Here is a 14,883-nt window from a genome sequence, read left to right on the forward strand (position 1 = left end):
AGGAGTGTTCATGATCGTTCGTTTGCTCGCCGCCGCCGCGCTGCTCGCGACGCCTGCCATCGCGCAGGATGCCAAGCAGTCGTCGCAGGACAATCAGGGGCCGCCCAAGCGGGTCCGCAGCGTGCTGCTCTATGGGCAGGAGCAGTGCCCCAAGCCGCAGAGCGAGGAAGAGATCGTGGTCTGCGCGAATGGCGGCGAATCGCCCTATCGCATCCCCAAGGAATTCCGGAACCAGCCGAAGAACGACGCGGCGTCGCAGGCCTGGACCAACCGGGTCGAGATGGTCGAGGACGTGAACCGCGCCGGGCTGCCGAACAGCTGCTCGCCGGTGGGCACCGGTGGCCAGACCGGCTGCACCCGCGCCGCGATCCGTCAGTGGTACCAGGAACGGCTGGAGCAGAAGGCCAAGAACGCCGCGATTCCTTGAGCCAATCAAATCCTCCCCGAGCTTGTCTCGGGGAGGGGGACCATCGCGCAGCGATGGTGGAGGGGCCGCCGGTGAAACCGGCGGACTGCGTCCGCCGCCCCTCCAGCGCCTTCGGCGGTCCCCCTCCCCCAGCGAGCTGGGGGGAGGAATTAGGTGGTTACTGCCCGAAGCCCGCTTCGCCGGCCTGCTTTACCGCTTCGCGTGCCGCCGCGAACAGCGCGCCGGCCTTGGCCTCGCATTCGCGCTGTTCATAAGTCGGGTCCGAATCGGCGACGATGCCGGCGCCGGCCTGGACGTGCATCATGCCGTCCTTCACCAGCGCCGTGCGCAATACGATGCAGCTGTCCATCGAGCCGTCCGGCGAGAAATAGCCGACGCCGCCCGCGTAGGGTCCGCGGGTCTCCTGCTCGAGCTCGGCGATGATCTCGCAGGCGCGGACCTTGGGCGCGCCGCTGACCGTGCCCGCCGGGAAGCCGGCGAACAGCGCGTCGAGCGCGTCCTTGCCCGGTGCCAGCCTGCCGACCACGTTCGATACGATGTGCATGACGTGGCTGTAGAACTCGACCGTGTAGCTGTCGGTCACCTTGACCGTGCCCGCGTCCGCGACCCGGCCGACATCGTTGCGGCCGAGATCCAGCAGCATGAGGTGCTCCGCGCATTCCTTGGGATCGGCGAGCAGGCTGGCGCGGTTCTCCTCGTCCTCGGCGGCGGTCTTGCCGCGCGGACGAGTGCCGGCGATCGGTCGGATGGTCACTTCATTGTCGCGCACCCGCACCAGGATCTCGGGGCTCGAGCCGGTCAGCGCGAAGCCCGGCAGGTCGAGATGGTAGAGGAAGGGCGAGGGGTTGATTCGCCGCAGCGCGCGGTAAAGCTCGAACGGCGGCAGCGCGAACGGCGTGGTGAAGCGCTGTGCGAGCACCACCTGGAAGATGTCGCCGGCGGAGATGTATTCCTTTGCGGCGGCGACCATCTCGCCATAGCGGCCCGGGCGCAGCACCGGGGTGAGCTGGACTTCCTCCGGCTCGGCGCGGACCGGGGCGGGCAGGGGCGCGCTGGCGAGCTGCGCGGCAACGGTCTCGATCCGCTCGGCCGACAGGTCGACATCGCCGTCCGGCCAGACCGGCGCGACGAGGAAGAGCGCATCGGCGAGGCGATCGAACACCAGCACCACCGTCGGGCGAACGAACATCATGTCCGGCACGCCGATCGGGTTTTCGGGCGGGCGGGGCAGCTTCTCGACCAGCCCGACCGTCTCATAGCTGAAATAGCCGACCAGGCAGGCGAGCGCCTTGGGCAGCTCGGGCGGCACTTCGGTGCGGCAGCGCGCGGCGAGCGCGCGCAGCGCGTCGAGCGCGGGCTCGGCGCAGGGCTTGAAGGCGTCCCGGTTGGTCAGCCATTCCGGATTGATCGCCGCTTCGTTGCCGGTGGCGCGGAAGACCAGGTCGGGTGCGAGCCCGATCAGGCTGTGGCGCCCGCGGACCGAGCCGCCCTCGACCGATTCCAGCAGGAAATCGCCGCGGCCCGGCTCGATCAGCTTGAGCGCGGCGGCAACCGGAGTCTCGGTATCCGCGATCTGGCGCCGCCAGAGCAGCGCCGGCCGTCCTGCGGCCAGCGCCGCGCGGGCGGCTTCGATCCCCTCGATGCCCTGCGGCACGCCCTTAACGGACGCCCTGGCGGGTCAGGTCCGCGCGGAGGCGGGCGATCGCCGCTTCGTTGCGGGTGATCTTCAGGTCATTGCGGATCGCACGGATGAACTCGCGGGCATATTCCGCCGGGATCTGCTGCTGCAGACCGCTGCGCATGTTCGCCATCGCCATCGGATCGCCCGAGGCATCATGCGGCTCCACCTTGTCGAGGAGCACGACGTAGAAGCCCTTGCGATCGGGCGCTTCGAGCAGGCGCGCCTTTTTCGGCTGCATGCTGAAGGCCATCTTGATGAACTGTTCCTTGTCCGCGATGTCCTTGCGCTGGAAGTCGAACGGCTTGGGCGGCGGACCCTTGGCGCCGGCGTCCGCAAGCGCCTTGTCCATCGGCACGCCCTTGTTGAGCGCGGCGACCACGGCATTGGCGGCGACCTTGGCCTTCTCCAGAGCCTTGTCGACCAGATAGTCGGTCTTCACCTTGTCGCGAATGCTGGCGAGCGGGCGCGGCGCGGCCGGCACGATACGGTCGAGCTTGACGATCGCGAAGCCGCCTTCCGGCGAGACCTGGGCGATCTGGATGTCGTCGTCCGGGTTCTCGAAGGTGAAGCCGCTGCGCATGATCGCCACCATCGCGGGATCGGGCTTATAGGCTTCATTCTCCGGATCGGTGCCGCCGGCGGCGAGCGCCGGCGTGACCTGCGCGGTCAGCTTGGCATCGCCGAGCAGCTCGGCGAAGTTCTTGCCGTCGCCGACGCCGTCCTCGATCTTCTGGCGGAGATCGGCCAGCGCCTGCGCGGTCTTGCGCTGGGTGACTTCCGAGGCGAGCTCGTCATGCGCCTGGGCGAGCGACTTGGCGGCGATCGTCTCGATCTTCTCGACGACCAGGATGTGCCAGCCGAGCTGCGACTTGACCGGGCCGACCAGCGCGCCCTGCGCAGCGGCAAAGGCGGTGTTGGCGATCTCGGCAGTGGTCTGGCGCGCGAGCTCGGGCTCCTCGATGCCTTCGAAATTGGTCGCGTCGAGGCCGGCGGCCTTCGCGGCGTCGGCCAGCGGCTTGCCGCCCTTCACTTCGGCGGCGACCTTGTCGGCAGTCGCCTTGTCGAGCACGACGAGCTGGCGCACGCCGCGCTTCTCGGCGGCGGCATAGCGGGCGCCGGCCTTCTTGTAGGCATCGGCGATCTCGGCTTCGGTCGCGGTCTGCTGGGCGCGGATCTGGTCCGGCATCACCACGGCGTAGCGCACGACGCGGCGCTGCGGCACGAGGTAGCGGGCGCGGTGGCTGACATAATAGGCGTTCAGCGCCTTGTCGTCCGGATCGGCGCCCGGATCCATCTGGGCGGTGTTGATCATGCCGACCACGCCGGCGCGGCGCTCCAGCAGCAGCGAGGCATAGGGCGCGACGACGCCGTTCGGCACGTCGGTGCCGATGGTGGCGCGGTTGACCAGCCAGTTGCCGTAGCGCTCGCGGATCATGCTGTCGCGGAACAGCGCCGGGGCCAGGCGATTGTCGGCGAGCAGCTTCTCGAAGGTCTGCTGGCTGAACTTGCCGTCGATGCCGGCGAAGGCCGGGTTGCTGGCGATCTCGGTGTCGATCAGCTTCTTCGACACCGACATGCCCGACTTGCGGCCGAATTCGACCAGCGCGGCCTGGTTGATCATCTCGTCGATCGCGATGTCGAGACCGCCCTGGGCGAGGAACTGCTCCATCGTCACCGTCTGGCCCTGCTGCTGCAGGTTGCGGATGAAGCGCTCGATCCGGTCCTTCACTTCGGTGTCGGAAATCTTCTCGCCGCCCACCGTGGCCAGCGTGCTGCTCGTTGCGCCACCACCGTTGCGGATGCCGGTGATGTCGCCCGCCGCGAAGGCGATGGCGATCAGGCCGAGGAACAGGAACACCGCAATCAGGCCGTAGCGCGACTTGGTGAAATTGCGGAAGAAGCTGAGCATGAAGTGCCGATCGTTGGAATGGTTTGCGGGTGCTTTAGGGCGGCCCGGCGCAGCCGACAAGCTTGTGCGAACGCCGCCGCCTGCTATCCGCGAACGAAATAAACAAAATTGGAGGTTGGGGTGATGCGGCGCAAGCTGGTGGCGGGTAACTGGAAAATGCACGGGCTGCGGGCGCAGCTGCCGGAGGTCGAGGCGATTGCTTCTGCTGCTGCGGCGAATCCGTCGGTCGATGCCGCGCTCTGCCTGCCCTTTACGCTGATCCATCCCGCCGCCCAGGTGGCGGGCAGTCTGCCGATCGGCGCGCAGGACCTGCACGAGGCCGACAAGGGCGCGCATACCGGCTGCATCTCGGCACCGATGCTGGTGGAGGAGGGGGCGACCCTGACCATCGTCGGCCATAGCGAGCGTCGCGGCGACCAGCACGAGACCAGCCACGACGCCTATATGAAGGCTGCCGCCGCGCACCGGCACGGGCTCAAGGTGATCCTGTGCTGCGGCGAGCTCGAGGCCGAGCGTGCCGCCGGCCGCGCCGAGCGAATCGTCCAGTCGCAGATCGAGAAGTCGCTGCCCGACGATGCCGATCCGAGCTGGCTGACCGTCGCCTATGAGCCGCGCTGGGCGATCGGCACCGGCAAGACGCCGACAGCCGACGAGATCGCATCGATGCATGCGATCATCCGTGCTAAGCTGCGCATGATGATCGGCGACGCCAAGGCCGACGGCATCCAGATTCTCTATGGCGGGTCGGTGACCGGCGCGAATGCCGCGCAGATCCTGGCGCTCGACAATGTCGATGGCGCGCTGGTCGGCGGGGCCAGCCTGACCGCCGAGAAGTTCGTGCCGATCATCGAGGCTGCAGCTTCGGTTTCGTGACTGTTTGCTCCCTGCTTCCCCGGTGAAAGCCGGGGAACGGGAGAGGTATCAGGACGCTTGGCGGCCGAGCGTCAGAAACGCCGTGACGCCCGACAGCGCGGCGGCGGCGGCCCCGACCAACGCGCCCATGTGGAAGGCGCTGACCAGTCCCGTGCCGGCCGATGCGATCACCGCGCCGGCGATGGCGGTGGCGATCAGGCCGCCGGTGCGGGCGATCGCGCTGTTGAAGCCCGAGGCGGTGCCGGTGTGCGTGTCGTCGACCGAGGCGAGCACCGCGGTGGTCAGCGGCGCGGCGACGCTGGCCATGCCGATCGCGATCGCCAGCGCACCGGGGAAGACCGAGGTCCAATAGGGCGCATCCTCGTCGACCAGCAGGAGCAGCGCGAAGCCGATCGCGACGATCATCGGCCCGATGGTGAGCGGCCAGCGCGGGCCTACCCGGGCGGTGATCCGTCCCATGATGCGGCTGGCGATTCCCATGCCGAGCGGCATCGGCAGCAACGCGAAGCCGGCGTGCAGCGCCGAATAGCCGCCCGCCTCGATCAGCACATAGGGCAGGAGCAGCAGCACCCCGCCCAGCGCGCCGTAGAGCAGGAAGGTGAGCAGGGTGAGTCCGGCAAAGGCGCGCGAGCCGAACATTGCCACGGGCATCATCGCACGGTCGCCGCGATGATGCTCGACCCAGAGGAACAGGCCGATCGCTGCCAGCCCGGCGGCCAGCCCGATCGCGACGGTGGTGTCGATCGCGTGGTGGCTCGACCAGAGGGTCAGCGCCCAGGTCAGCGCGCCGAGCGCGAGCGTTGCGGTGAAGGCGCCGGGCAGGTCGAGCGGCAAGTCGCCTTCCGCGCTTTCCTCGACATAGAAGAGCGCGATGCCGATCGCCGCGAGTGCCACCGGCACGTTGACGTAGAAGATCGCGCGCCAGCCGATCATGTCGACCAGCCAGCCGCCGAGCGGTGGCCCCACCGCGCCCGCGATCGCGCCGACGCCCGCCCAGGTGCCGATCGCCTTGCCGCGCGCCTCGCCGGTAAAGGCATGGCCCAGCGTGGCGAGGCTGTTGGGCAGCAGGATCGCCGCGCCGATGCCCTGCAACGCGCGGGCGGCGAGCAGCAGCGTCAGGTCGGCGGCGACGGCGCAGGCGAGCGAGGCGATGGTGAACAGCGCGATGCCGAGCACCAGCAGCTTGCGTCGTCCGAAATGATCGCCCGCCGCGCCGCCGATCAGCAGCAGCGCCGAGAGCGGCAGCATGTACGCGTTGATCGTCCATTGCAGCTCGGCCGGGGTGGCATGCAGGTCCGCGCCGATCGCGGGCAGCGCGACATTGGTCACCGATCCGTCGATGAACGCGAGGCTCGACGCCAGGATGCAGGCGGTGAGGGTAAGGTTCGGGTGCCGGGCCTGCATGACACCGCTCTAGCAGAGCCGGCCGCAGTCCGGGAGGGTGGCCGAACGGAGAGGATGCATCCACCCCGGGGCTAAGGTAATATACTGAAATTACGCAAATCTTCTGCCGCCCGCAGGGATTGGCTTGCTATATATGGATATGCCGAGGCTCTCGCTTCCCGCCTGGCCTGTCGATGCCGATCGGAATCAGATGATTCTGGTCGAGCAGTTCCGTGCGCTGCGGCGGCAGGTGCCGCTGATGTACCTGATGATGTTCGCGGACTCCGCGTTCCTCGCCTTCACGGCCTATGACACGGTGAGCCCCTGGTGGAGCCTGGGCATGCCGGCGCTGCTGGCCGTGCTCTCGGCAGTGCGCGCCGCGTTCTGGCTCAAGCGCCGCGGCGATATTCCGCGGCCGGAGCTGATCCCCAATTATCTGCGCGGCACGATCCTTGTCGCGGCGACGCTGAGCTTTGCCTTTGGCGGCTGGGGGCTGCTGCTCTACGCGGAGGGCGACCTGATGCGCCGTGCGTGCATCGCGCTCTACATCTTCATCGGTGCGATAAGTTGTTGTTACTGCCTGCAGTCGGTGCCGCGCGCCGGCCAGGCGGTGCTGCTGTGCGGTGCCGCGCCGGTGACGTTCTGCCTGATTCTGTCGCCCGACTGGTCGCTGCGCGGGCTGGGCTTCAACATCCTGGTGGCCAGCTTCGTGGCGGTGCGGATGATGCGCACCAGCCATGCGGGTTTCGTCGAGATGCTCGCCTCGCGCTCGCACATGGCCGCCGAACAGGCACGTGCCCAGGGTGCCGAGCAGCGGGCGCACCAGCTCGCCTATCACGACCCGCTGACCGGCCTGCCCAATCGCCGTGCGCTCGCCGAGGCGCTCGAGCGGCGGATGGCGCCCGACGGCAGCGGCGCATCGCTGGGCCTGCTGATCATCGATCTCGACCGGTTCAAGTCGATCAACGACGTGCACGGCCATCCCGCCGGCGACCAGCTGCTGCGCGACGTCGCCGCCCGCGTCAGCGCCGTGGTGGGCGAGGAGGGCGTGAGCTATCGCCTGGGGGGCGACGAGTTCGCCGTGATCCTCGACGGTGACGGCGAAGGCGCGCGGCGCATTGCCCATGCCATCGTCAACGCGGTGATGAAGCCCTTCACCGGATCGGAGCTGGTCCATCATATCGGCGCCAGCGTGGGCATCTCGCTCTATCCGCAGGACGCGCTCGACCTCGACACGCTGATGCGCAAGGCGGACATCGCGCTCTACAAGGCCAAGCATAGCGGGCGGAGCCAGCATTGCGCGTTCGAGCCGATGCTCGACGCCGAGATCCGCCGCCGTGCCGAGATCGAGCGCGAGATGCGCGAGGCGATGAAGACCGATGCGTTCGTGCCCTATTACCAGGCGATCGTCTGCCTCAAGAGCCACGAAGTGGTCGGCTATGAGCTGCTCGCGCGCTGGCGGCGTGCGGAGGGCGAGGAGATTGGCCCCGAGCAGTTCATCCCCATCGCCGAGGAATGCGGGCTGATCGACACGCTGATGCTGCGCCTGCTCCGCCGTGCCTGCCGCGAGACGCGTGACTGGCAGGTGCCGATCTCGATCAACGTCTCGCCGACCCAGCTCAAGGATCCGTGGTTCAGCCAGAAGCTGCTCGGCGTGCTGATCCGCGAACGTTTCCCGGCGCGGCGCCTGACGGTGGAGATCACCGAGAATGCGCTGATCGTCGATGCCGGGAGTGCGCAGGACGCGATCGCCTCGCTGCGCAACCAGGGCATCCAGCTGGCGCTCGACGATTTCGGCACCGGCTATTCCTCGCTCCAGCACCTCCAGATGCTGCCCTTCGACCGGCTCAAGATCGACCGTTCCTTCGTCGCCGCGATGGGCCGCGATCCCCAGGCGATGCGGCTGGTGCTGGCGATCGTCACTCTGGCCAACACGCTGGAACTGCCGGTGGTGGCGGAGGGCATCGAGAATGCGGCAACCGCCGAGGCGCTGGCCCGGCTCGGCTGCGCGATGGGGCAGGGCTTCCATTTCGGCCATCCGATGCCGGTGGAAGGGATCGCGGCGGTCGGCGGCGGAGTCGCGGCCTGAGGCTTTGCGTGAAAGCGCAATTCTTCGTGCTGAGCTTGTTTCAGCATCCAGGCAGCCGCGCGGGATATCGCTCGTGGAGAGTTGGGCCCTGAAACAAGTTCAGGGTGACGGGAATACTGGAAGGCATCTCGGGCTTTTCTCCGAGAGTTGTGCACGTATCACCTTCCATTTTCTGAAGGGGTTGGCGTAGCATCGCCGGGCTCACGGGAGGGTTCGATGCCGCTTCTCGCCTGGTTTGCCTGCCTGCTCGCTCTGATCGCCACGCCGGTTGCCGCCAGTACGCTGGAGCGCGGCACGATCGACGCCGCCAGCCTTCGCGGCAATGCCGCCGGTTTACCGAGCGCGCGGGGCGTCACCGTCTATCTGCCCGACAGCTACGCCGCCGACCCGACACGGCGTTTCCCGGTGCTCTATTACCTGACGAGTTTCTTCGAGGACGACCGTGCGCCCTGGGCGAACAATGGTGCGCAGGCGCTGCTCGACCGGGCGATAGACAGGAAGGTGGTCGGGCCGGCTATCGTGGTGACGATCGACTGCACCACCCCCGTCGGAGGATCCTGGTACGTCAACTCGCCGGTGACCGGGAATTGGGAGGACCTTGTCAGCCGCGAACTCGTCGCCTGGGTCGATGGGCGGTACCGGACGCTGGCCTCGCGGGATTCACGCGGCATTGCGGGCGACCGGATGGGCGGGCACGGCGCGATCCGGCTGGCGATGCGGCATCCGGAAGTTTTCGGCGCGGTCTATGCGCTGCACCCGATCGGCATGGGACCGGGCGTGCAGACGATGTTCTCGCGGCCCAATTGGCAACTGTTGCAGGATGCCAGGCGGATCGAGGACCTGCGCAGCGACGGCTTCTCGCTGATCTTCACTTCGATCTTCCAGGCGCATCTGCCCAACGCCACGCGCGCGCCGCTGTTTTTCGATCCGCCGGCGCGGCTGGCCGAGGGGCGGCTGGCGGTCGATCCGGCGCTTACCGAGAAGCTCAACGCCAGCTTCTTCCTCGATCGCCAGGTCGCGGCGCATGCGGGCAATCTCAAGCGCCTGCGCGGCTTCATGTTCGACTGGGCGCGGGGCGACTCCAACCCCGACCATATCGTTTCGCTCCTGGCCTTCACCCGGACGCTGGACAGTTTCGGCGTGCCCTATGAGGCGGAGGAATATCGCGGCGGCTGGGGCGAGCGCCACTGGGGCGAAGACGGGCGCATCTATTCGGAGATGCTGCCGTTCTTTGCGCGGACGCTGGTGTTCTAACGTTACTCCCCTCCCTGGAAGGGACGGGCCGGGGGTGGGTGGATGCGCGCGATACGAAGAGGCCCGGCGACACGGCATTCGTATCGCCAGGCCTCTACCCACCCCGCAGCAGGTGAACCGCGTCCCACGCGGTTCAGGCCATGCCGGGGGCATGGCCGACCTGCAGCGCCCCTCCCTTCCAGGGAGGGGAAGCCAAGACTTACTTCGCGTAGCGGTCCTTCAGCACCTTCCACACGGCGCGCAGGCTCACCGCCTCGGCGCCCTTGGGGCGGCCGGGCTTGTGGCTGCCGTTCCAGCAGAAGATGTCGAGATGCGCCCACTGCGCCTTCTCGGGCACGAATTCCTTGAGGAACAGCGCCGCGGTCAGCGCGCCGCCGAACGGGGCCTCGGCCGCGTTGACCATGTCGGCCACGTCGGACTTCAGCATCTCCTTGTACGGATCGTAGAGCGGCAGGCGCCACATCGGATCCGCTTCGGTCTCGGCCGCGGCCATCAACTCGCTCGCCAGCGTGTCGTCATTGGCGAACAGCGCCTGGAGGTCGGCACCCAGCGCGACACGGGCGGCGCCGGTGAGCGTGGCATAGTCGATCACCAGCTCGGGGGTCTTCTCCTCGGCCTTGGTCAGCGCGTCCGCCAGGATCAGGCGACCCTCGGCGTCGGTGTTGCTGTTCTCGACCGTGATGCCCTTGCGCGAGCGCATGATGTCGCCCGGGCGGGTGGCTTCGCCGTTGATCGAGTTCTCGACCGCGGGGACGAGCATGTGCAGCCGCACCGGCAGACGCGACGACATGATGAGCTCGGCGGTGGCCAGCGCGTGCGCGGCGCCACCCATGTCCTTCTTCATCAGGCGCATGCCCGAGGCCGGCTTGATGTCGAGGCCGCCCGAATCGAAGCAGACGCCCTTGCCGATGATCGCGACCTTGGGATGCTCGGGATTGCCCCATTCGATCTCGATCAGGCGCGGCTCGCGGCCCTTGCCGGCGGCCTTGCCGACTGCCCAGAGCAGGCCATAGCCCTTCTCGACTTCGTCGCCCTTCACGACGCTGAGCTGGCCGCCATAGGCCTTGACCAGATCAGCGGCCGCGGCCTCGAGATCGGCCGGGCCCATGTCGTTGGCGCCGGTGTTGATCCGGTCGCGCAGCTTGTAGGTGGCATTGGCGATGCGAACCGCTTCCTCGATCCGCGCGACATCGGTGGTCAGCAGCACGCGCGCGCCGGTCGGCGCCTTCTCGTCCTTCTTGTAGGTGTCGAACTTGTACTGGGCGACGAGCCAGCCATGGATCGCCCTGCCGGGCTCGACGCCCTCGACGCGGTACGCGCCCTCGGGCAGCGTCTCGGCGAGCTTGGCGAGGCACCAGGGCGACAGCTTCTCGGCATTTGCGACGACCGTCACCACCGACCAGTCCTCGGGCCCGTCGCCCGGCAGGATCGCGCTCGAATAGGCGCTGGGTGCCAGCTTCTGCGCGGCGGCCGCAGTGCGGTGGCGCGGCGGCTGGGCGTTGAGCCAGGCATCGAAACCCTTGGCGTCGATCACATGGATGGTGCGGGCGGACTGGCCCTTGTCGGGCTGAACGAGCGTGTTGGGATCAGGCATGTGCATTGATCTAGGTAATGGGGGCGGCGAGGGCTAGCCCCTTCGCGGCACATGAATTTTCGTTCATGAAGGAACCGTCTCGTTTCGCAACCGGTTTCCCGAAGGTCCGCAAGCACCTCCGGGGGAGAGACCGATGACCGACACCCGCTATGAAGGGGAACGCATCCCCTATCTCGAGCCGGTGGAGGAGGCGCCCCGACCGCGCTGGAGCATCGCCGCCATCATCGTCGGTGCGCTGCTCGTCCTGATCGGCCTGCCGATCGCTGCAGGCGGCGCGTACCTGATGACGCTGGGCGGCTCCCTCTACTACCTGATCGCCGGCGCGCTGATGACCTGGTCGGGCGTGTTGCTGATCCGCGGGCGGATGAGTGGCGGCTGGATCTATCTCGCGCTCGTTGTCGCGACGATCCTGTGGGCGTGGTGGGAAGTCGGCGCCAATCCCTGGGCGCAGGTGCCGCGCGTCATCGCGCCGGTTGTGCTCGCCATTCCCGTGATCCTGATCCTGCCGACGCTGACCCGCTCGGCCGGCCGCTGGCGGCTGGCGCTGGGCGGGGTGGTCGTCGCGCTGGTGCTGACCGGCATCAACTTCTGGGTGGCGATCGCCGGCCAGCCCAACCCGGTGCTCGCCGCGCTGCCCGCGCCGGGCACCGCGGGAATGCTCGATCCCTCGGGCCAGCAGACCGGCGCCGACTGGCCCGTCTATGGCGGCACCGCCAGCGCGCGCCGCTACTCGCCGCTCGTCCAGATCACCCCGGCCAATGTCTCGAAGCTCAGGCAGGTGTGGCTGACGCATACGGGTGACCTGCCCAAGTCCGAGATGATCCTGAAGACCTATGGCGCGGAGAACACCCCGCTCAAGGTGGGCGACAGCCTCTATATCTGCACGCCGAAGAACATCCTGCTGGCGCTCGATGCGGCCACGGGCATGGAGAAATGGCGCTACGATCCCAAGGTGCCGGATTCGGCGATCCCCTACACCGCGGCCTGCCGTGGCGTGGTCTATTATGCGGTGCCGAACGCACCGACGAACCAGGCCTGCGCCACCCGCATCATCGAGGGCACGCTCGACGCCCGCCTCGTCGCGGTGGACGCGAAGAATGGGCGGCCCTGCGCTGATTTCGGCACGGGCGGCCAGGTCGATGCCAAGCAGGGCATGGGCAAGGTTCCCGACGGCTTCGTCTCGATCAACTCGCCGCCCACCCTGGTGCGCGGCGTGCTGGTCACCGGGCATCAGGTGCTCGACGGGCAGGACCGGTGGGCGCCCTCGGGCGTGATCCAGGGCTTCGACGCGGTCACCGGCAAGCTGCGCTGGGCCTGGGACATGATGCACCCGAGCTGGAACGGCGCCCCGCCGGCCGGCCAGGAATGGGCGCGCGGCACGCCGAACATGTGGACGCTGGCGAGCGGCGACGAGCAACTCGGGCTGGTCTATCTGCCGATGGGCAATGCCGCGGCCGATTATTACTCATCGCTGCGCCGGCCCGAGGAGAATTTCTACGCAACCTCGCTGGTCGCCCTCGACGTGACCACCGGCAAGCCGAAATGGCGCTTCCAGGCGGTCCGCAACGATGTGTGGGACTATGATTTCGGCGCGCAGGCGACCCTCGTCGATTACAAGGGCGCGCCGGCGCTGGTGCTGCCGTCCAAGCAGGGCGACATCTACATCCTCGACCGCCGCACCGGCCAGCCGCTCACGCCGGTGGGCGAGATGAAGGTGCCGGGCGGCGGCGTCGAGCCCCAGCAGCGCGCCGCCACCCAGCGCGTCTCGCTCTGGCATACGCTGCGCAAGCCCGACCTGACCGAGCGCGACATGTGGGGCATGTCGCCGATCGACCAGCTGATCTGCCGCATCCAGTTCCGCCGGGCGAGCTACAAGGGCTTCTTTACCCCGCCCGAGGCCGATCGCCGTTCGATTGAGTATCCCGGCTACAATGGCGGTACCGATTGGGGTGGCGTCGCGGTCGATCCGCAGCGTGGGGTGATCGTCGCCAACTATAACGACATGCCGAACTATGTGCGGCTCGTGCCGCGTGCCGAGGCGGACAAGAAGGGCTGGGCGCCGCGTGACCAGGCGCGCGGCCAGATCGGCGGCAACGAAGGCGCGGGCGATCCGCAAGCGCACACCCCCTATGCGATCGACGTCAATGCCGGCTGGCGCAACAAGTTCTGGCCGTTCGACGGGCCCAAGTCGGAGGGCACCGGCATGCTCTGCAAGCAGCCGCCCTATGGCGGGATCCGCGCGATCGACATGGCGACGGGCAAGACGATCTGGGACCGCCCGCTCGGCGAAGCGCGGACCAACGGGCCGTTCGGCATCCCCTCGCATTTGCCGATCACCATCGGCACGCCCAACAATGGCGGCTCGGTGGTCACCGCGGGCGGCCTGATCTTCGTTGCGGCGGCGACCGACAATCTGATCCGCGCGATCGACCTCAAGACCGGCAAGACTTTGTGGAAGGCAGTGCTCCCCGCCGGCGGCCAGGCGACCCCGATCACCTATGAGGCGAACGGGAAACAGTATCTGGTGATCTACGCCGGCGGGCATCACTTCATGGAGACGCCGGTGGGGGACGAGGTGGTGGCGTATGCATTGCCGTGAATAGCTTCGTCATGCTGAACTTGTTTCAGGGTCCAACCCTCCACCAGCGAGACGGCCCGTGGAGGGTTGGACCCTGAAACAAGTTCAGGGTGACGGCGGAAGTGGGCGGGGTTGGGAGCGTCGCAACTTAGGCCACGGTCAGGCGGCCTGCCCCTTCACATAATCGATGAACGCCCGCAGCGGCGCCGGCACTAGCCGCCGTCCCGGATAGTATAGGAACGGCCCGGGGAAGCTCTCCCACCAGGGCTCCAGCACCGGGACCAGCGCGCCGCTGGCGAAGCTTGGCTTGAGCCAATCCTCGAACAGCGTGACGATCCCGCCATCTGACGCAGCCACGTCGAGCAGCAGGTCGATCGCGCTGCCGACGGTGACGATCAGCGCGGGTGGCGGCTCGACCACCAGGATCTCGCCGTCGCGCTCGAACTCCCAGGGAATCAGCCGCCCGCTCTCGAAGCGGCCACGCAGGCAGCGGTGCTCCAGCAGGTCACGCGGATGCACGGGCGTGCCGTGCGCGGCGAGATAGGCGGGGGAGGCGGCCGCCGCGAAGCGCTGGACGCGCGGGCCGATCGGCACCGCGATCATGTCCTGCTCCAGCCGCTCGTCATAGCGGATGCCGGCGTCGCAGCCCGCCGCGAGCAGGTCGACGAAATTGTCCTGCGCGACGATCTCGACCTGGATCTCGGGATAGGCGGCGAGGAAGCCGGGCAGGATCCCCGGCAGCACGATCCGCGCCGCACCGATCGGCACGTTGAGCTTGAGCGTGCCGGCCGGCCGGTCGCGGAAGATGTTGACCACGTCAAGCGCCGCCGCGACTTCGCCCAGTGCCGGGCCGAGCCGTTCGATCAGTCGCGCGCCGGCTTCGGTTGGCGCGACGCTGCGGGTGGTGCGGTTGAGCAGGCGCACGCCCAGCCGCGCCTCGAGCCGCCGCACCGCCTCGCTGAGTCCCGAGGCGCTGGCGCCGGTGGCGCGGGCGGCATCGCGGAAGCCGCCGGCCCGGGCGACGGATAGAAAGGCGTTCAATTCGCCGAGGTCGAGATCCATTGTTCGAAATTCCGCACAGCCCGTGCGGATTGT

Annotated in this window: 10 protein-coding genes; 5 read left to right on the forward strand and 5 right to left on the reverse strand. The window is 68.1% G+C overall.

Translation table 11 applies throughout. The features are described 5' to 3' along the window. The first annotated feature begins 10 nt into the window (after window positions 1-10). A complete protein-coding gene (locus O3305_RS02420; RefSeq protein ID WP_269574991.1) occupies window positions 11-427 on the forward strand; it encodes a hypothetical protein in 417 nt (138 codons plus the stop codon). 157 nt (window positions 428-584) lie between these two features. Here the strand turns inward: O3305_RS02420 and trpE are convergent, their stop codons facing one another. Together trpE and O3305_RS02430 are read right to left on the reverse strand one after the other, a co-directional pair. Then, entirely contained in the window at window positions 585-2,069 is a 1,485-nt protein-coding gene (trpE, locus tag O3305_RS02425) for an anthranilate synthase component I (protein ID WP_269576432.1), read from the reverse strand. A gap of 16 nt (window positions 2,070-2,085) precedes the next feature. Next, window positions 2,086-4,017: a peptidylprolyl isomerase gene (locus O3305_RS02430; RefSeq protein WP_269574992.1), complete on the reverse strand. Its 1,932-nt coding sequence runs from the start codon at window positions 4,015-4,017 to the stop codon at window positions 2,086-2,088. A gap of 120 nt (window positions 4,018-4,137) precedes the next feature. On the opposite strand from O3305_RS02430, the gene tpiA reads away from it, so the two are divergent. Further along, window positions 4,138-4,890, forward strand: a complete 753-nt coding sequence (gene tpiA, locus O3305_RS02435; RefSeq protein WP_269574993.1) for a triose-phosphate isomerase — start codon at window positions 4,138-4,140, stop codon at window positions 4,888-4,890. Window positions 4,891-4,938: 48 nt separating this feature from the next. Here the strand turns inward: tpiA and O3305_RS02440 are convergent, their stop codons facing one another. Continuing rightward, complete coding sequence (locus O3305_RS02440) at window positions 4,939-6,294, reverse strand: MFS transporter (RefSeq protein ID WP_269574994.1); 1,356 nt, start codon at window positions 6,292-6,294, stop codon at window positions 4,939-4,941. Window positions 6,295-6,484: 190 nt separating this feature from the next. On the opposite strand from O3305_RS02440, the gene O3305_RS02445 reads away from it, so the two are divergent. Both O3305_RS02445 and O3305_RS02450 read left to right on the forward strand, forming a co-directional pair. After that, window positions 6,485-8,362 carry a putative bifunctional diguanylate cyclase/phosphodiesterase gene (locus tag O3305_RS02445; RefSeq protein WP_269574995.1) on the forward strand — a complete coding sequence of 626 codons (1,878 nt, stop codon included), beginning with the start codon at window positions 6,485-6,487 and terminating at the stop codon, window positions 8,360-8,362. Between the two features lie 216 nt (window positions 8,363-8,578). Next, window positions 8,579-9,616, forward strand: a complete 1,038-nt coding sequence (locus tag O3305_RS02450) for an alpha/beta hydrolase (RefSeq protein ID WP_269574996.1) — start codon at window positions 8,579-8,581, stop codon at window positions 9,614-9,616. Between the two features lie 199 nt (window positions 9,617-9,815). On the opposite strand, the gene O3305_RS02455 is transcribed toward O3305_RS02450, so the two are convergent. Next, window positions 9,816-11,210 (reverse strand): leucyl aminopeptidase family protein, encoded by a 1,395-nt coding sequence (locus tag O3305_RS02455; RefSeq protein ID WP_269574997.1) that lies wholly within the window; start codon window positions 11,208-11,210, stop codon window positions 9,816-9,818. Between the two features lie 181 nt (window positions 11,211-11,391). On the opposite strand from O3305_RS02455, the gene O3305_RS02460 reads away from it, so the two are divergent. Next, window positions 11,392-13,809 carry a membrane-bound PQQ-dependent dehydrogenase, glucose/quinate/shikimate family gene (locus O3305_RS02460; protein WP_269576433.1) on the forward strand — a complete coding sequence of 806 codons (2,418 nt, stop codon included), beginning with the start codon at window positions 11,392-11,394 and terminating at the stop codon, window positions 13,807-13,809. Window positions 13,810-13,947: 138 nt separating this feature from the next. On the opposite strand, the gene O3305_RS02465 is transcribed toward O3305_RS02460, so the two are convergent. Further along, window positions 13,948-14,850 (reverse strand): LysR family transcriptional regulator, encoded by a 903-nt coding sequence (locus tag O3305_RS02465; protein WP_269574998.1) that lies wholly within the window; start codon window positions 14,848-14,850, stop codon window positions 13,948-13,950. Window positions 14,851-14,883 lie beyond the last annotated feature (33 nt).

It is taken from the genome of Sphingomonas sp. NIBR02145 (assembly GCF_027359115.1).
Taxonomy (GTDB): domain Bacteria; phylum Pseudomonadota; class Alphaproteobacteria; order Sphingomonadales; family Sphingomonadaceae; genus Sphingomonas; species Sphingomonas kyeonggiensis_A.